The 17783-nt window shown below is 67.9% G+C and carries 18 protein-coding genes; 8 read left to right on the top strand and 10 right to left on the bottom strand.

What is annotated here, in order from left to right:
• Positions 1–225: 225 nt before the first annotated feature.
• Positions 226–612: a hypothetical protein gene (locus LTV02_RS17470; RefSeq protein WP_233040990.1), complete on the bottom strand. Its 387-nt coding sequence runs from the start codon at positions 610–612 to the stop codon at positions 226–228.
• A 147-nt stretch (positions 613–759) separates the two neighbouring features.
• Positions 760–2196, bottom strand: a complete 1437-nt coding sequence (glnA, locus tag LTV02_RS17465) for a type I glutamate--ammonia ligase (RefSeq protein ID WP_233040989.1) — start codon at positions 2194–2196, stop codon at positions 760–762.
• A gap of 394 nt (positions 2197–2590) precedes the next feature.
• Here glnA and LTV02_RS17460 point away from each other — a divergent pair, with 394 nt between their 5' ends.
• The 5 genes from LTV02_RS17460 (at position 2591) to LTV02_RS17440 (ending at position 5900) form a co-directional block, all read left to right on the top strand.
• A complete protein-coding gene (locus LTV02_RS17460) occupies positions 2591–3121 on the top strand; it encodes an RDD family protein (protein ID WP_067719137.1) in 531 nt (176 codons plus the stop codon).
• Positions 3122–3323: 202 nt separating this feature from the next.
• Entirely contained in the window at positions 3324–4199 is an 876-nt protein-coding gene (locus LTV02_RS17455; RefSeq protein ID WP_233040988.1) for an alpha/beta hydrolase, read from the top strand.
• A 75-nt stretch (positions 4200–4274) separates the two neighbouring features.
• Positions 4275–4874: a sulfite oxidase-like oxidoreductase gene (locus LTV02_RS17450; RefSeq protein ID WP_233040987.1), complete on the top strand. Its 600-nt coding sequence runs from the start codon at positions 4275–4277 to the stop codon at positions 4872–4874.
• Positions 4874–5593: a ferredoxin reductase gene (locus LTV02_RS17445; protein ID WP_067719128.1), complete on the top strand. Its 720-nt coding sequence runs from the start codon at positions 4874–4876 to the stop codon at positions 5591–5593. Before LTV02_RS17450 ends, LTV02_RS17445 begins: the two co-directional genes overlap by 1 nt.
• A 4-nt stretch (positions 5594–5597) precedes the next feature.
• The gene (locus LTV02_RS17440; protein ID WP_233040986.1) at positions 5598–5900 is read left to right on the top strand and encodes a DUF6510 family protein; all 303 of its coding nucleotides are present in this window, start codon (positions 5598–5600) and stop codon (positions 5898–5900) included.
• A gap of 67 nt (positions 5901–5967) precedes the next feature.
• On the opposite strand, the gene LTV02_RS17435 is transcribed toward LTV02_RS17440, so the two are convergent.
• Both LTV02_RS17435 and LTV02_RS17430 read right to left on the bottom strand, forming a co-directional pair.
• Positions 5968–6834: an alpha/beta fold hydrolase gene (locus LTV02_RS17435; protein WP_233040985.1), complete on the bottom strand. Its 867-nt coding sequence runs from the start codon at positions 6832–6834 to the stop codon at positions 5968–5970.
• Positions 6835–7228: 394 nt separating this feature from the next.
• Positions 7229–7972 carry a DUF4191 domain-containing protein gene (locus LTV02_RS17430; protein WP_174567224.1) on the bottom strand — a complete coding sequence of 248 codons (744 nt, stop codon included), beginning with the start codon at positions 7970–7972 and terminating at the stop codon, positions 7229–7231.
• 497 nt (positions 7973–8469) lie between these two features.
• Between LTV02_RS17430 and LTV02_RS17425 the strand changes: the two genes are divergently transcribed.
• Positions 8470–9180 carry an HNH endonuclease family protein gene (locus LTV02_RS17425; RefSeq protein ID WP_233040984.1) on the top strand — a complete coding sequence of 237 codons (711 nt, stop codon included), beginning with the start codon at positions 8470–8472 and terminating at the stop codon, positions 9178–9180.
• 28 nt (positions 9181–9208) lie between these two features.
• A complete protein-coding gene (locus tag LTV02_RS17420) occupies positions 9209–9409 on the top strand; it encodes an excalibur calcium-binding domain-containing protein (protein WP_233040983.1) in 201 nt (66 codons plus the stop codon).
• Positions 9410–9417: 8 nt separating this feature from the next.
• On the opposite strand, the gene LTV02_RS17415 is transcribed toward LTV02_RS17420, so the two are convergent.
• The 6 genes from LTV02_RS17415 to sucB form a co-directional block, all read right to left on the bottom strand.
• Positions 9418–11613 (bottom strand): elongation factor G-like protein EF-G2, encoded by a 2196-nt coding sequence (locus LTV02_RS17415; RefSeq protein ID WP_233040982.1) that lies wholly within the window; start codon positions 11611–11613, stop codon positions 9418–9420.
• Between the two features lie 182 nt (positions 11614–11795).
• Positions 11796–12836, bottom strand: a complete 1041-nt coding sequence (lipA, locus tag LTV02_RS17410) for a lipoyl synthase (protein ID WP_233040981.1) — start codon at positions 12834–12836, stop codon at positions 11796–11798.
• Positions 12837–12858: 22 nt separating this feature from the next.
• Positions 12859–13620, bottom strand: a complete 762-nt coding sequence (gene lipB / locus LTV02_RS17405) for a lipoyl(octanoyl) transferase LipB (protein WP_233040980.1) — start codon at positions 13618–13620, stop codon at positions 12859–12861.
• Positions 13617–14129: a GNAT family N-acetyltransferase gene (locus LTV02_RS17400; RefSeq protein ID WP_233041609.1), complete on the bottom strand. Its 513-nt coding sequence runs from the start codon at positions 14127–14129 to the stop codon at positions 13617–13619. Before LTV02_RS17400 ends, lipB begins: the two co-directional genes overlap by 4 nt.
• A gap of 105 nt (positions 14130–14234) precedes the next feature.
• Positions 14235–15131 carry a TIGR01777 family oxidoreductase gene (locus tag LTV02_RS17395; RefSeq protein ID WP_233040979.1) on the bottom strand — a complete coding sequence of 299 codons (897 nt, stop codon included), beginning with the start codon at positions 15129–15131 and terminating at the stop codon, positions 14235–14237.
• A 9-nt stretch (positions 15132–15140) separates the two neighbouring features.
• Positions 15141–16913 (bottom strand): 2-oxoglutarate dehydrogenase, E2 component, dihydrolipoamide succinyltransferase, encoded by a 1773-nt coding sequence (gene sucB, locus LTV02_RS17390; protein ID WP_233040978.1) that lies wholly within the window; start codon positions 16911–16913, stop codon positions 15141–15143.
• A gap of 405 nt (positions 16914–17318) precedes the next feature.
• Here sucB and LTV02_RS17385 point away from each other — a divergent pair, with 405 nt between their 5' ends.
• Complete coding sequence (locus LTV02_RS17385; RefSeq protein WP_233040977.1) at positions 17319–17645, top strand: oxidoreductase; 327 nt, start codon at positions 17319–17321, stop codon at positions 17643–17645.
• The last annotated feature ends 138 nt before the right edge of the window (positions 17646–17783 follow it).

The raw sequence follows: 17783 nt of genomic DNA, 5'->3' as shown, positions 1-17783 counted from the left end.
ATTAATACGTACAATGGAATTGATTCTCACGGCCGCGACGCTAGGGGTGCTTACGCCTCCCCGAGCCGCAACCGGGCACCTCGCCCACTCACCGAAACCCTCACCCCGCCCACCGGGATCCCCACTGGCCCGCGCCGCCCCCACCCGTTTGGATGCCCCTTCTCCCCGTGAAAAGACGAAGCCCCACCTGCCCTCGGCAGATGAGGCTGCACCCGAAGCGTGCTGTCAGTTCGACGACCGGAACGGCTGGCAACCGATGTTCGTCGCCCCGTTCGGCCCGACCTCCCCGTCGTACGCCTGCAAGTTCACCACCCGCCCACTCTTGTCGAACGTGGCCAGGAAAATCGAGTTCTCCTCGTCCCATTCCGCGGTGGTCAATTCGGCGTCACCCAGCTCGGCGATCCACGGATCGGCCTTGTGCCCGTTCGGCGCCCCCATGGCGGCCAGCACCGTCTCCTTCGCGTCCCCGACCTTCAGCCCGCACCAGACGCCGGGCAACTTCGCCTCGGCGTGCGCGATCCCACCGCCGACCACAGCCGAAACCAGCAAGGCGGGAAGCGCTCCCACCACAGCCGTACCGAGACCGCGGCCCACCGATCGGCGCAGAGTCATTGATTTCCCTTCTGAGCAAAGCGTTTCCAACCGGCCAAATCTATAGCAAGGACGGGCTTTCGGACCGGGGGAAGCCTGAGGAAAGGGCGAAGCCCCACCCGCCGATGGCGGATGGGGCTTCACGAGAACGCTTGGCGCTTCGGCGATTTAGACGTCGAAGTACAGCTCGAACTCGTAGGGGTGCGGGCGCAGGTTGACCGGGGCGATTTCCTGGGTGCGCTTGATGTCGATCCAGGTCTCGATCAGGTCCTCGGTGAACACGCCACCCTCGGTGAGGTAGTCGTGGTCTTCCTCGAGCTTGTCGATGACCGACGCCAGCGAGGTGGGGGCCTGCGGGATGTTCTTGGCCTCCTCGGGCGGCAGCTCGTAGAGGTCCTTGTCGACCGGAGCCAGCGGCTCGATCTTCTTCTTGATGCCGTCGATGCCGGCCATCAGCATGGCGGCGAAGGCCAGGTACGGGTTGCCCGAGGAGTCCGGCGCGCGGAACTCGATGCGCTTGGCCTTCGGGTTGGAACCGGTCACCGGGATACGCACGGCAGCCGAGCGGTTGCGCTGCGAGTACACCAGGTTGATGGGGGCCTCGTAGCCCGGCACCAGACGGTGGTAGGAGTTCACGGTCGGGTTGGTGAACGCCAGCAGCGACGGGGCGTGGTGCAGGATGCCGCCGATGTAGTGACGCGCCAGATCCGACAGGCCCGCGTAGCCGGCCTCGTCGTGGAACAGCGGCTTGCCGTCCTTCCACAGCGACTGGTGGGCGTGCATTCCCGAGCCGTTGTCGCCGAACAGCGGCTTCGGCATGAAGGTAACGGTCTTACCCTCCTGCCACGCGGTGTTCTTCACGATGTACTTGAACAGCTGCAGGTCGTCAGCGGCGCCCAGCAGGGTGTTGAAGCGGTAGTTGATCTCGGCCTGACCGGCGGTGCCGACCTCGTGGTGGCCGCGCTCCAGCTCGAAGCCCGCGTTCTGCAGGTTGGTCGAGATCTTGTCGCGCAGGTCGACGTAGTGGTCGTACGGGGCGACCGGGAAGTAGCCACCCTTGTTGCGAACCTTGTAGCCACGGTTCGGGGTGCCGTCGGCGTTGTACTCCGCGCCGGTGTTCCAGGAGCCGGAGATCGAATCGATCTCGTAGAAGGCACCGTTCATCGCCGAGTCGTAACGGATCGAGTCGAAGATGTAGAACTCGGCCTCGGCACCGAAGTAGCAGGTGTCGGCGATGCCGGTGGAACGCAGGTAGTCCTCGGCCTTGCGCGCGATGTTGCGCGGGTCGCGGGAGTACGCCTCGCGGGTGAACGGGTCGTGCACGAAGAAGTTCAGGTTCAGGGTCTTCGCGGCACGGAAGGGGTCGATCCGGGCGGTGCTGAAGTCGGGCAGCAGCAGCATGTCCGACTCGTCGATCGACTGGAAGCCGCGGACGGAGGAACCGTCGAACGCCAGGCCCTCTTCGGCGAGATCAGCGGTGAACGCCTTCGCCGGGATCGAGAAGTGCTGCTGCACACCGGGGAGGTCGGTGAACCGAACGTCGACGTATTCGACCTCCTCCTCCTTGATGTACTTGATGACCTCGTCGGCCGTGCTGAACGCCACTTAGTACTCCTTACGGATCGGTTCCCAGCCACTGTTGACTGCATGGGTTCACTGCGACCAGACGGTATGGACGCGGTGTTTCCCTGCAATCAAGGCTGTGTTTCGCCAGTGTTACACGTACTGCTGGCCGGGGGTTCGGCGGTGCCCCCGGGTTGGCGGAGCCGCCGCGGCAGTCGTCGAGCAATGCGTGACCAGCACCGACATCCTGCCACCCACCTGCGCCGGGACAGCGCTAAGACTCCGAAAAGATAGGGGTCTTGCCGTGTGTCGGCCACCGGTGGTGACAATCCTCACGAACCGGGCAGCTACCCGGTTACCCGGTAACTCTAGCGTTGCTACACATATACGGAATGCCGGTCCGAGTCATTCGGCGGGGGCCTTTAAGCTGGAGCTCATGGCACGCATCACCGGCTCGTGGTTGTCCGGACCGAACGCCGAATCCGGAGACGGCACACCCGGTGACTATCAGGGCAAGGATCTCGGCCTGCCGCCGTCCGGCGTCGGCGCACTGGCTCCCATGACCCGGCGCATACTGGCGTTCCTGGCCGACTGGTTCATCTCGATGGGCTTGGCCGCCATCATCGTCCGGCCCGACCCCGCCGAGCGCATCGCGCAGCTGGACATCCCCGCGGGTCAGAACCCGCCCTCCAATTTCGAGGCCGTGGTGAGCGCGCTCTCCACCCCGACCCTGCTGGTCTGGTTCGTGCTGGGCATCGTCGCCGTCACCCTCTTCGGCTTCACCCCGGGCCAGTACTTCCTGCGCCTGCGTGTCTCCCGCGTGGACGCCGACGCCCCCGTCGGTTTCATCCGCGCCCTGGTGCGCCAGCTCATCATTCTCTTCGTGGTGCCCGCGCTCTTCACCGACGGCGACGGCCGCGGCATGCACGATCGCGCCACCGGCACCGCCCTCACCTACAGCCGCTGATTCGAGCGCGATTTCGTTCCATCTGATCCGAAACCGTGGCGTTCGGATGTTCCTGCCGGTAACAGTGGGAAAGTATGAGGCGAGATGTAGCCGAACGTTCACCGCTTGTTGCTTTCGATCGGTATGGTGGCGGCCGTCTGTCGCGAAACTGCCCTGAACTGGGCTCGCGGCAGATTGCTGTTGTTGTGCTGATGGAGGATCGATGGGAGAGGGCTACCGGAAGTTCAGCCGGCGCTCGTTGTTCGCCACCACGGGTCTACTGGGGTTGGCCGCCGCCGGAGCTACGGTGAGCGCGGGCGTGAACGCGGCGCCCGGCGAGGTGCACCGTGAGCTGAAGGCCGTCTTCGGCATCGATCCGGCGATCAGATCCGAGCGGGTGTACTCGGCCGCGCGCGGGCGCGAGGTGAACATCGTCACCATCCTGCCGCCCGGCGTTCCCACCGAGGGCCTGCCCATGTCGCTGCTGCTGCACGGCCTGCACGGCAATGCCCACGATGCCGCGGTCGGCGGCCTGGCCGAGGTGCTCGCCGCGGGCGTCGCGACCCGCCTGGTCCGCCCGTTCGGCTTCCTCGCCGTGGACGGCGGCGACAACTATTGGCATCCACGGCAATCCGACGACCCGATGGGCATGCTGCTCGACGAGGCCCCGCAATGGCTGGCCGCGCGCGGTCTCGGCGGTCCGGGCGGTCAGCCCTTCGCCTGCACCGGCGTCTCCATGGGCGGCTTCGGCGCACTGCTGTATTCGCGCCGCCGCCACGAACGCGGCCGCCCCACCGATGCCACCGCCGCCATCTCGCCCGGCCTGATCACCAACTGGCCGGAGATGAGCAAGCGCAACGCCTTCACCAGCGCCGACGAGTGGGCCGGGCTGGATCCGCTGCGCAATATCGACAAGCTGGGCCCAGCCCCGACCGGCGTCTGGGTGGGTGACGGCGACAAGTTCATTCAGGGCTGCCGCCAGTTCATGAGCACCGCCCCGCTGGAGATCGCCCGCGTCACGCCCGGCGGTCACACCGAAGAATATTGGCGCACCATCACTCCCGACGTGGTCGGATTCCTCGGCCGCCACGTCGGCTGATCGTCCGTTTCGTCCGGGTGGTCCGGCGTACGCTGATTCCTGGTCTGCCGCCGCCCGTCCGGAAGGAGCGATCGCGTGAGTACCTTCTCGCCCGGTTTCCAAGGCCGTCCCCGGTCCACCAGTGATCGCACACCGCCCGGCCAATACCTGGTCGACGATTGGCCGGTGCTGTCGGCGGGCCCGACGCCCAAGGTCGATCTCGATCGCTGGCAGTTCACCATCACCAACGAGACCGGTCGCTCCTACAGCTGGAGCTGGCCGCAGCTCATGTCGCTGCCGCAGTCGCGCCCGCACGTGGACATCCACTGCGTGACCCGCTGGTCCAAGCTCGACACCGACTGGCAGGGCGTCTCCCTGGACGAGCTGTTCGAAAATGTCGAAACCCAAGCCGAATACGCGCTCGTCTCCAGTTACGGCGGCTACACCACCAACCTCCCGCTGGAGGATCTCCTGGATGGCCAGGCGTGGATCGTGCACACCTTCGGCGGCCAGGACCTGACGCCCGAGCACGGCGGTCCCGCCCGGCTGCTGGTGCCGCATCTGTACTTCTGGAAATCGGCCAAGTGGGTCAAGAGCATTCGCCTGCTGGACTTCGACGAGCTCGGATTCTGGGAGGCCGCCGGCTATCACAGCTACGGCGATCCCTGGCGCGAGCAGCGCTACCAGGGCGACTGATGCGCTGGCAGGCAGCCGAACTGGTCGCCGACCGGTTCGAGACCCCCACCGCACGCACCCTGGTGCTGCGCGTCCCCGGCTGGCCCGGCCATAAGCCCGGCCAGCACCTGGATGTCCGCCTCACCGCCCCGGACGGCTATCGCGCCTCCCGCAGCTATTCGCTGGCCGCGCCCGCCGACGGCGATCGCATCGAATTGACCGTGCAGCGCGTGGCCGACGGCGAGGTCTCCGGCTATCTGGTCGATGCCCTGCCCATCGGCGCGCAGATCGAGGTGCGCGGCCCGGTCGGCGGCTGGTTCGTCTGGACCCCGGAGACCGGCGGCGCGGCCGTGCTGATCGCGGGCGGCTCCGGCATCGTGCCCCTGGCGGCCATGCTGCGCGCCCGCCGGAAATCCGGTGATACCAACCCGTTTCGTCTCATCTACTCGGTGCGCACCCCGGATGAGCTCTACTACCGCGATGAACTGGCGGAATGGCGCGATGCGGGTGTGGACGTATTCGTCGCCTACACCCGCACCGCGCCGGCGAGCGATCCGCGCACACCCGCTCGCCTGCGCGCCGACGAGATCGCCGCGCATGTCCTGCCCCCGTCACCGGATGTCACCTGCTACGTCTGCGGCCCGACGCCTTTCGTCGAATTCACCGCGAACGCACTGGTTTCCGCCGGTCACGATCCGGCCCTGATCAGAACCGAACGCTTCGGACCGACCGGAAAGTAGCGCCATGCCGATCCCGTACACCTACGCGTCGGACGCCGCCGAGGGCACGCACCTCGACGGAAACGCCCTGGGCGGAATGCTTTCCGAGATCTTCGCCGCCGACCCCACCGGATTCGCCTGCCGATGCGGCGGCTGCGGCATGGTCGAACCGGTCGCCCGGGCGCTCGTCTACACCAACTGCCCGGGCGTGGTGGTGCGCTGCGCCCACTGCACGGCGGTGCTGATCCAGGTCGCCGATACCCCGGGCGGCCGCCGCGTCACCTTCGCCGCGGGCTTCACCTTGCACTTCCCGCCCTCTACGGAGTAGGAGAACCTCCCGGCCTCCCGCCCTCCGGTATCAGCGGGAGCCGACCGGCGCTGCGGATCTCCCGGTCTCAGCCGAGCTTGCGGCCGAGGAATTCGAGGATGAGCGCGGCGATTTCGTCGCCGTGCGTTTCCAGCGCGAAGTGGCCCGCGTTCAGCAGATGCAGTTCCGCGTCGGGCAGATCGCGCAGGTAGGCGCGAGCGCCGTCGGCCCCGAAGATCTCGTCGTGCTCGCCCCAGGTGATCAGGGTCGGCACCCGGTACTCGGCGAAGTACTTCTGGAACGCCGGGTAGCCATCGAGGTTGAGCTTGTAGTCGGCGAAGAGCTGCAACTGGATCTCCTTGTTGCCCGGCCGATCCAGGTAGTGCTGATCCAGGGTCCACGTGTCCGGGCTGACCCGGTCGAGGCGGTCCGCCGGAACGCCATGGGTGTACTGCCATTTCGTGGCGTCGAGCTCGAGCAGCTTGCGCACCTCGGGCTCATGGGTGGCGCGATCGTTGGCATGCGCGAACAGCACCTCCCAGAACGGGGTGAAGCCTTCGAGATACGCATTGCCGGACTGGGTGATCAGCGCGGTGACGCGATCGGGATTGCGCGAGGCGATGCGCAGGCCGATGGGCGCGCCGTAGTCCTGGATGTAGAGCGCGAACTTGTCGAGCCCGAGGGCGTCGAGCAGTTCGAGGGTGATCTCGGTGAGTTTCTCGAAGCTGTAATCGAATTCGTCGACCCGCGGCATGGCGGACTGCCCGAACCCGATGTGGTCGGGCGCGATCACGTGATAGTCCGCGGCGAGCGCCGGGATGAGATTGCGGAACATGGCCGAGCTGGTCGGAAACCCGTGCAGCAGTACGACCGTCGGCTTCGCGGGATCACCGGCCTCGCGGTAGAAGACGTCCTGGCCCTGGATCTGCACGGTGTGGTGGTGAACGGCGCTCATGGTCTCGGTCCTATCGTCCGTCCGGTCAGACTCTCTAACCGGCTATCGATACATAGAAGGTTAGACCCGCTCGGATCATTCCCGCCCCACCAAACTTTTTTCGCGAATTTTCCAGCCCCCCACCCAAATACGCTCCGACCTGCCCGAATGCCGCTGCAACGCAAACCGGCCCGCACCCGTATGGGGTGCGGGCCGGTTCCCGCCGCTGTTTCGGCGCGGCACGGGGGTGGGCTGTGCGGAAAGCACAAGGCCCGCGTCCCAGAGGACGCGGGCCTCGCGATGTTACGGGGTTCGGGGGCGGAGCCCCCGAGAATCCCGGGGGTTCGGGGGCAGAGCCCCTGAGAGTCCCGAGGGGGTTCGGGGGCGAAGCCCCTGAGAGTCCCGAGAGTTGGATTTACCGGCGGCGCATGCTGCGCTGCACGCCGCGCATCTTCGCCCCGGCGGGCAGCGGGCCCTTCGGCAGCGCGGGACCGCCGCGGGTGGCGAGCGCCGAGAGCCGGCCCTCGATCAGATCCATCCGCTTGGCGTCGATATTGCGCGGCAGCTTGGTCAGGTACCGCTGCAGATCCTTGATCGCGACCTGATCGCCCTCGTTGCCGATCACGATGTCGTAGATCGGGGTATCGCCGACCAGCCGCGACACCTTCTTCTTCTCCTGCGCCAGCAGCGACTTCACCCGGGACGGCGAACCCTCGGCCACCAGGATCACGCCCGGCAGGCCGATCACCCGGTGCACCGCGTCGAGCTGGGTGGTGGCCGCCACACCCGGCGTCACCCGCCACTTGCCCTGCAGGTTGTCCAGCACCCAGGCCGCCGCGCCCGCCTGGCCCTCGGCCTTGGCGTACACGTTCTTCTGCACCCGGCGCCCGAAGATGATGAACGCGGCCAGCGCGCCCAGCAGCAGACCGATCGGCAGCAGGAACCACTGCAATCCGAAAATGAACCCGATCACCAGGAACACCACGGTCACGCCGACGAGGGCGGCGGCCATCAACGGCAGCAGCGCCTTGTCTTCCTTGCGCTGCATCTGGAACGCCTGCCACAACTGCTGGCGACGTTCCTTGGACGCCTGCTTGCGCTGGGCCTTCGCCGCGGCCTTCGCTTCCTTCGACGGGTTCCCGCCCTTACCTGCTGCCATGCCGTCCAGAATAGTGGCCGGGTACCGCGCGTTCGCGACTGGACCGGCCGGTTCGCGTAGTCCGGGTCACCGACCCCTCCCGATCCCGCTCACCGGGATGCCCTGAAGCCAGACCACTCGGTCTCCTGGAAAGAATAGGAACCGGCGGGCGCTCCGCTCGGTCATGGCGCGCCCGCCCCTCTCATCCGGCTGTCGCCGCCCCACCCACCCACCCGGCCGGCTGTCGCCGCCCCGTCATCCCAGCTGTCGCTGCCGCCGGTTATCCCGGCATTCTCTCAGCGGCGATCCACGCCCCGCCGCAACCGGCTTGTCGAGCATGCGTCGCGATCGGAGTCACAGGCTCCGGCGTCGTCGGCGTACCTCTTTGCCGCCGACCGTTTTTCATCGCGCGAGCAGCTCCATCGCCCCCCGGCATGGCACCGCCGCGCTTGGTCAAGCGCGCTCTAATCTGCTGTTCTGGAACCACTTACGTGACCTGACGAAGGGGCTGCGCGAGAATGCCGGCACGGAACAAGAGAACAGCACGCTCGACCCGACTAGCCCTGGCGGCGCTCCTCACCACCTTCGCGCTGGCGGGGTGCACGGACGCCGCCGCTCGCACCACCGAGGGCAGCGCCGTCTCCGGTCCGACCCTGTCGATCGCCGATGCCCGCGCGGCCGTCGAATCCTTGACGGTGAAGGGCCGTGCGCCCAAAACCGGCTATGCGCGCAGCGAATTCGGTGAGAGTTGGACCGATGACGTGGATGTGGCGGGCGGCCACAACGGCTGCGACACCCGCAACGACATCCTGGCCCGCGATCTGACCGCCCTGACCTTCAAACCGGGCACGCACGACTGTGTGGTGCTCACCGGCGCATTGAACGACCCCTACACCGGCAAGGTCATCGATTTCACCCGCGGCCAAGGCACTTCCACCGCAGTCCAGATCGATCACGTGGTCGCCCTCTCCGACGCCTGGCAGAAGGGCGCGCAACAACTCACCGCCCGCGACCGCACCAATCTCGCCAACGACCCCAGAAACCTGCTCGCCGTGGACGGCCCGGCCAATCAGCAGAAGAGCGACAGCGACGCCGCCTCGTGGCTGCCGTCCAACAAGTCGTTTCGCTGCACGTACATCAGCAAGCAGGTAGAAGTGAAAGCCGCCTACAACCTGTGGGTGACGCAAGCGGAGAAGGACGCCATGATCCGCGTTCTCGACGCCTGCTGAGTTCGGAACACCAAGAGAGAGTTCGATAGTGAAGAAGTTCGCGATCCTGTTCGCCGTGCCCGCCATCGCCGTGACCGCCCTGGTCGCCGGTGCGCAGACCGCCTCCGCCGACGTCTACTACAAGAATTGCGCGGAGGCGCGGGCGGCGGGCGCGGCCCCGATCATGAAGGGCGAGCCGGGCTATCGCGCCGGTCTGGATCGCGACAACGACGGCATCGCCTGCGAGTAGACGCCGGATCAGCCGCCGCCCTTGCTCTTGGCCTGGATACTGTCCGCGAGCTGGGGCGGCATGGCTTCGTGACGGGCGTAGGCGCGGGTGAAACTGGCCGCGCCGTGCGCCAGGGAGCGTAGGTCCACCGCGTAGCGGCTCAGTTCCAGTTCGGGGACCTCGGCGCGAATCGCGGTGCGGCCCAAGCCGACCGGTTCGGTGCCGAGGACGCGGCCGCGGCGGCTGGACAGGTCGCCGAGGATCGGGCCGACGTAGCTGTCGGAAACCACCACCAGCACTTCGGAAATGGGTTCCAGCAGGCTGATGCGGGCGGCGGTGGCGGCTTCGCGCAGCGCCAGCGCGCCGGCCATCTGGAAGGCGGCGTCGGAGGAATCCACCGAGTGGGCTTTGCCTTCGAAGAGCGTCACGCGCACGTCCACCAGCGGATATCCGGCGGCCACGCCGCGTGCGGCCTGGGCGCGCACGCCCTTCTCCACCGACGGAATGAACTGGCGCGGAACGACTCCGCCCACCACCTTGTCCACGAATTCGATGCCGGACCCTTCCGGCAGCGGAGCGACCTCGATCTCGCAGATGGCGTACTGCCCGTGCCCGCCGGACTGTTTGACGTGCCGCCCGCGCCCGGTCGCCCCGGTCGCGAAGGTCTCGCGCAGCGCCACCAGGTGCTCGATCACGTCCACCTGCACCCCGAAGCGATTGCGCAGGCGTTCCAGCGCCACATCGCGGTGCGCTTCGCCCAGGCACCACAGCACCAGCTGATGGGTGTCGGGATTCTGCTCCAGCCGCACCGTCGGATCCTCGGCCACCAGCCGCGACAGCCCCTGCGACAGCTTGTCCTCATCGGCCTTGCTGTGCGCCTTGATGGCCACCGGCAGCAGCGGATCCGGCATCGACCAGGGCTCGATCAGCAGCGGAGAGTCCTTGGCGGACAGCGTATCCCCGGTCTCGGCGTGCGCGAGCTTGGTGACGCACACGATATCCCCGGCGATGGCCTGCCCCAGCGGCCGCTGCTGCTTCCCGAACGGCGCCGACACCGCCCCGATGCGCTCGTCGGAATCATGATTGTCGGTCTCGGCCGGCCCGTGCCCGCACACGTGCACGGTGTCGTCGGCGTTCAACGTCCCGGAGAACATGCGCACCAGCGACAATCGCCCCACATACGGATCGGACGCGGTCCGGATGACCTCCGCGGCCAGCGGCGCTTTCGGATCACAGCACAGCGGCTCGCTCTTGCCGCCCGCCCCGGTCGCCGACAGCGGATGCTCTGCGGGCGTGGGAAATCCGCCGGTGATCAGATCCAGGATCTCCACCGTCCCCAGCCCCTGCCGCGCCCCTTCCGGCGGCGGCGCGGCGATCAGCACCGGATGAAAACTCCCGCGCGCCACCGCTTTCTCCAGATCCGGCACCAGCGTCTCGAGGTCGATCTCCTCGCCGCCGATGTACCGCTCCATGAGGGTCTCGTCCTCGCTTTCCGCGATGATCCCCTCGATGAGCCGATTCCTGGCCTCCTCCAGCTGTTCCCGCTGTTCCTCGGAGGCCGGCATCTCCACCCGCTCCCCGGTCGCGTAGTCGTAGACGTGCTGGGTGAGCAGGTCGATCAGCCCGATCACCGGCCGGTGCCCGTCGGCCCCTTTCGTCCCGTACACCGGAAGATGCAGGGGCAGTATGCTTTCCGACCGCCCGCCGCCCAGGATCTCCCGGCAGGTCTCGGTCATCTCCTCGAAATCGGCGCGCGCGGTATCCAAATGGGTGAGCACGATGGCCCGCGGCATGCCCACATACGCGCATTCTTCCCACAGCGCCAGGGTCGCCCCGCTCACGCCCTCCACGCCGGCGGCGGCCGAGAGCACGAAAAGGGCCGCATCCGCTGCGCGCAGACCGGCCCTGAGTTCCCCGACGAAATCCGCGTATCCGGGAGTGTCGAGGAGGTTGATCTTCCTACCGTCCCACCCCATCGGCACCACGGACAATTGCACCGACCGATGTTGTCGCTGCTCGATATCGTCGTAATCCGAGACCGAGGTCCCGTCTTCCACCCGCCCCGCCCGGGGCACCACCCCGGTCGCGACCGCGAGGGCCTCCACCAGCGTGGTCTTGCCGGATCCGCTGTGCCCGACCAGCACCACATTGCGTATGTCATCCGGCCGCTCGGCCGTGACTACCTTGCCGTTGACGCCGCTCGACGTCGCTGTTCGCTCGACCATTTGGCTCGCTCCGGGGTCGATTCTGCGGGTCTCTCAACCTTCCCACCGCGCACCCGATCACGTCCACGATTCGGCCGAGTTGGCGTTTACCGGCATTTCGGCACCGCGCTCACCAGCGGATGCGTCCCGGAATACGAATGCGGCCCGGACTCGAAAGTCCGGGCCGCATTCGATACAGATATTCAGGAGCCGTAGCGCGCGAGCACGCTGGTGGCCTCCTGCGAGGCGGTGCCCTCATCGGCGAGGTGCGCCATTTCCGGAGCGATCGCACGCCCGTGGTGCCGCATGGCCTGCGCGTAGAGCCGGCCCGCGCGGTAGGAGGAGCGGACCAGCGGCCCGGCCATCACCCCGGCGAAGCCCATTTCCTCGGCGGCCTTGGAGTGCTCGACGAACTCCTCCGGCTTCACCCAGCGATCGACCGGGTGATGCAGCGGCGAGGGCCGCAGGTACTGGGTGATGGTGAGGATGTCGCAGCCCGCGTCGTGCAGATCCCGCATGGCCTGGGTGACCTCGTCGAAGGTCTCGCCCATGCCGAGAATCAGATTGGACTTGGTGACCAGCCCGGCCTCGCGCGCCGCGGTGATGACCGCGAGGGACCGCTCGTACCGGAACGCCGGCCGGATGCGCTTGAACACCCGCGGCACCGTCTCGAGATTGTGCGCCAGCACCTCCGGCCGCGAACCGAACACCTCGGCCAACTGCTCGGGCACCGCGTTGAAATCGGGGATCAGCAGTTCCACGCCGGTGTGCGGGTTGATCCGCTTGATGGCCCGCACGGTCTCCGCGTACAGCCACGCGCCGCCGTCCTCGAGATCGTCGCGCGCGACGCCGGTGATGGTGGAGTAGCGCAGCCCCATGGCCTGCACGCTCTCGGCCACGCGGCGCGGCTCGTCACGATCGAGCGCGGCGGGTTTGCCGGTGTCGATCTGGCAGAAGTCGCAGCGGCGGGTGCACTGTTCACCGCCGATGAGGAAGGTGGCCTCGCGGTCTTCCCAGCATTCGAAGATATTGGGACAGCCCGCTTCTTCGCAGACCGTGTGCAGCCCTTCGCGTTTCACCAGGCCCTTGAGTTCGGTGTACTCGGGGCCCATGGTGGCGCGGGTGCGAATCCACTTGGGTTTGCGCTCGATCGGGGTCTCGGCGTTACGAGCCTCGATGCGGAGCAGTTTCCGGCCGTTGGGTGCGGACGGATTGTTCGATGCCGGGGTATCGACGGAGGTCACTTTGTCCACCCTACGCTCGTGATTATTCGGCCTTGGCGGGCACCGGTGCGGCGACCGGGGCGGTGCGCGGAAGTACGTGCTCGGTGACGGGGAGGTCGCCGTTCAGGGCATTCGTGATGGCTTCGGCCAGCAGCGGGCGCACCTCGTCGACGGTGACGTCGCGGCCCAGTTCGCGGGTCAGCGTGGTGACCCCGGCATCGCGAATCCCGCACGGCACGATGGCATCGAAGCCATCGAGCGAGGAATTGCAGTTGATCGAGACCCCGTGCATGGTGACCCCGCGCTGCACGCGCACACCGATGGCGGCGACCTTGCGCTCGGGCAGGAATTCGCTCGCGGCCACCCACACCCCGGAGCGCCCGTCGACCCGCCCGGTTTCCAGACCGAGCTGCGCGCACACGTGAATGAGCGCTTCCTCCAGTCGCCGAACGAATTTCACGACGTCCACGGGTTCGGCCAGCCGGACGATGGGGTAACCCACCAATTGCCCCGGCCCGTGCCAGGTGATCTTCCCGCCGCGATCGACCTCGACGACCGGACTGCCGTCCACGGGCAGATCCTGCGCTTCGGTCCGCCGCCCGGCGGTGAAGACGAACGGATGCTCCAGCAGCAGCAGGCGATCCTGCCCGATGCCCTCCGCCCGTTCGGCGGCGATGGCGCGCTGCCGGTCCCAGGCGTCGTTGTAGTCGATCAGGCCCAGTTCCTCCACCAGCAGGGGGGTGCTGTCGAAACGGGCCGAGGTGGTGGCCGATGTGCTCGGAACGGCGGTAGTGCTCTCGCTCACGACGTCGACGCTACGCCATCGCGGAAGACGATCTGCATGAGCGTCAGATCCATCCAGCGATCGAACTTGAATCCGACCTCCGGCATTTGCCCCACGATGGCGAACCCGAACTTCTCGTGCAGCGCGATGGAGGTGGTGTTGGACGATTCGATGGCGGCGATCATGGTGTGCACGCCGCCTTTTCGCGCCCGGTCGATGAGTTCCCGCATCAGCGTGGTGGCCACCCCGCGGCGGTGGAACCGATCGGCCACATACACCGAATTCTCCACGGCGAAGCGGTATCCCACCTTCGGCCGGAACTGCCCGTAGCTGGCGTATCCGGCGACCGCGCCGTCGATCTCGGCGACCAGGATGGGGCAGCCGGCGGCGGTGCGGGCGTCGAACCAGGCCTGTCGCTCGCTCAGATCGGCGGGCTCGATATCCCAGATGGCGGTGGTCTCGGCGATGGCGAGATTGTGGATCGCCAGGATCTCCGGCAGATCGCTCACCCGCGCGTCACGGACCAGCAGTTCGGCGCGAACCGGAACGGACGATTGGTTGGTCACGGGTTCCACGCTATCCGCGCAGCCGGTGTGACCTGTGTCGCGCCCGTTAATCCTGGCCGACGGTGGCGTTCAATCCTTGCCGACGGTGGCATTGAGGGCCGCGCCGATGGTCGGGTGCTGGAACTGATATCCGGCTTCCTCGAGCACCGTCGGAATCGCCCTGGGGCCGTGCAGGATTCCCTCGTCCGCGAATTCCCCGACCGCCAGCTTCAGCGCGAACGCGGGCACGGTCAGGGGCGTGGGGCGATGCAGCGCCCGCCCGATCGCCCGCGTGAATTCGGCATTGGTGACCGGCGCGGGCCCGACCATATTGACCGGCCCGGAAATCCCGGATCGGGTGAGCGCGAACACGATTGCGCCGACCTCGTCGTCGATGGAGATCCACGGCACGTACTGGCGCCCGTTGCCGAGCCGCCCGCCGAGCCCGAGATAGTAGAGGGGATAGAGCATCCCCAGCATGCCGCCGTGCCGCGACAGCACCACCGCGGACCGCAGCAGCACCGTGCGCACCCCCGCGTCGGCGGCCGGTTGCGTGGCGGCTTCCCAATCCACGCACAATCCCGCCAGGAAACCCGTTCCGGCGGGCGAACTCTCGTCGACCACGCGATCCCCGCCGCTGCCGCCGTAGTAGTGCACGCCGCTGGCATTCACCAGCGTCGGCACTCCCGCGGCGGCGACGGCGGAGGCGATCACATCGGTCGGGATGATCCGGCTGTCCCGCAGCTCCTGCTTGTAGCTGCCGTTCCAGCGCCTACGCCCGATCGACGCACCGCACAGGTTCACGACGGCGTCGGCCCCGTGCAGTGCGCGCAGATCGAGGTTCTCGCGGGCCGGGTCCCAGGTGAATTCGTCCCGGGCGTGCACGGGACGGCGCACCAGACGGGTGACTTCGTGCCCGTCGCGGCGCAGTGCCGCGACGAGCGCCGTCCCGATCAGCCCGGACGACCCGGCGACCACGACCTTCATTGCGAGTGCCTACAGGCCGAGGTCGCCCTCGAAGCCCGCTTCCTCCAGCCGGTGACGGATGGTGGTCAGGAAGCGGCCCGCGTCGGCGCCGTCGATGAGGCGGTGATCGTAGGTCAGCGGCAGGTAGGCCATCGAGCGGATGCCGATGTACTCGTTGCCGTCGTCGGTGATCACCATGGGGCGCTTGACGATCGCACCCGTGCCGAGCATGGCCGCCTGCGGCGGAACCAGGATCGGGGTGTCGAACAGCGCGCCCTGCGAGCCGATGTTCGTGACCGTGAAGGTGCCGCCCGAGAGCTCGTCCGGCTTCAGCCCGCCGTTGCGCGCCCGGTTGGCGATATCGGCGATGGCGCGCGCCAGTCCGGCCAGCGACAGGTCGTTGGCGTTGTGGATGACCGGCGAGAGCAGACCCTGATCGGTGTCGACCGCGATGCCCAGGTTGACCACCGAGTGGTAGGTGATCTCCTTGGTGTCCTCGTTGTACGAGGCGTTCACGTTCGGGTGCGTCGCCAGGGCCTCGATGGCGGCCTTGGCGAAGAACGGGAGGAACGTGATGTTGACGCCCTCACGCTGCTTGAAAGCCGCCTTCGCGCGATTGCGCAGGGCGGCCACCTTGGTCATGTCGACCTCGTGCACCTGGGTCAGCTGCGCGGTGGTCTGCAGCGATTCGCGGGTCTTGGTCGCGGTGATCTGCCGGATGCGGCTGGCCTTCTGGACCGTGCCGGGCAGATGCGCCAGCGACGGACGCGGAGCCGGGGCAGCGGCGGCGGGCGCGGCGGCCGGAGCGGCAGCAGCGGCCGGAGCGGCGGCGGCCGGGGCCGGGGCCTTCTTGGCCTCCGCGGCGGCGAGCACATCCTGCTTGCGGATGCGGCCGCCGACACCGGAACCGGTGACGGTGGCGAGATCGACGCCGTTCTCCGAAGCCAGCTTTCGCACCAGCGGGGTGACGTAGGGGCCGCCGCCGTTGGTGGAGGGCTCGTCGGCCGGAGTCGCGCCGGCCGGAACCGGGGCGGGCTTCTGCGCGGGAGCCGGGGCGGGCGCGGGGGCCGGGGCCGGGGCCGGGGCGGGCGCCGGAGCCGCGGCGGCCGGAGCCGGAGCGGGGGCGGGCGCGGGAGCCGGGGCCGGGGCGGGCGCGGGGGCCGGAGCGGCAGCCGGCGCACCGGAGCCGATCACACCCAGCTGACCGCCGACCGCGATCACATCGTCCTCGTTCGCGGAGATCTCCAGCAGGGTGCCCGCGACGGGCGAGGGGATCTCGGTGTCGACCTTGTCGGTGGAGACCTCGAGCAACGGCTCGTCGACCGCGACCTGATCGCCGACCTGCTTGAGCCAGCGGGTGACGGTGCCCTCGGTGACGGATTCGCCGAGCTCGGGCATCTTCACCGGGGTGCCGGAGGCATTGCCGGCGGGGGCGGCGGCGGGCGCGGGGGCCGGGGCTTCGGCGGCGGGCTGCGCGGCCGGGGCGGGAGCCGGTTCCGGCTCGGGGGCCGGGGCGGGCGTGGCGGCTTCGGGAGCGGGCGCGGCGGCCGGGGCGGGAGCCTCACCGGCATCACCGATCACACCCAGTTCACCGCCGACCTCGACCACGTCGTCTTCGCCGGCCACGATCTTGACCAGCACACCTGCGGCCGGGGAAGGGATCTCGGTGTCGACCTTGTCGGTGGAGACTTCGAGCAGCGGCTCGTCGACCTCGACCGTGTCTCCTTCCTGCTTCAGCCACCTGGTCACAGTGCCCTCGGTGACGCTCTCACCAAGAGCCGGCATCTGGACGGAGAAGGCCATAGTCCTCTGACTCCTCTGACTGCTCGTCGGGTTAAACAGCTTCGTCCCCCGGCGGGTCTTCCACCGCGGGTCGCGGTGTCGGGCCACTCGCCACCGATAAGTCTGTGGCGTCCGGGGATCCGTGTTGGTTCTTGTTCCGGTTCCCCATCCTTGCACTTGCGCGCGTGCGGCGTGTCACAGGGCGGCTGTTCGACCGACCTCGCAGTGTCGCAAACGTTATGGTGAGCGCGGTCGCCCGTGTCTCAACTGGGGTGATAGCCAAGCGCTGCTGAATGGGATGCGCCGCACCGGGTCCGGTCCTGAGCGCGGCCTGAGGACCGGCTGACGGTTGGCTGCGAAGTCGGCCCGGGGACCGTCCGGCGTGCCGGTGCGCTGGCAGTATCGAGGCAGAACGGAGGTTGCCCGATGGGTTTCCTGGATTTCCTCAATCGCGGTGGCGTCGCCACCAAGGGCGTCGATCCGGACGACGCGCGGCATCTGGCGGAGTGGACGCGTACCCGTCACGGCGTCGAGGCGTTCGTCGAACCGCGCACCACGGTCAACGACGTGTCGGTGGTGCTGGTCGCGCACGACGGTGAATGGACGCGGCGCGTGGTGGGGGAGCGTGGCGCGCAACGGCTTTCCGCGACGCTGCGCATTCCGGTCTACGACGTGCGCAAGGTCGGCTATCCGCAACGCATGCGCGACCACGACGCCCGGGTTCGAATTCTGCGTCGCAGAGAGCAAGGTTAATCTCGGGCAAATTGGCGGTCTTGCTATTGGTCCGGACCGGCGCCGCCCTGCTATACATGCATAACCCATGGACCGGCGTCCATGTGATACGGGGATGCGTGAGGATAGCGGGCGGTGTTGGAAGAAAAGAACGGTCCT

The sequence above is a fragment of the Nocardia yamanashiensis genome (assembly GCF_021183565.1).
GTDB lineage: Bacteria > Actinomycetota > Actinomycetes > Mycobacteriales > Mycobacteriaceae > Nocardia > Nocardia yamanashiensis.
Note: the sequence above shows the minus strand (reverse complement) of the source record. Positions and strands in the feature narration are given on the sequence as shown.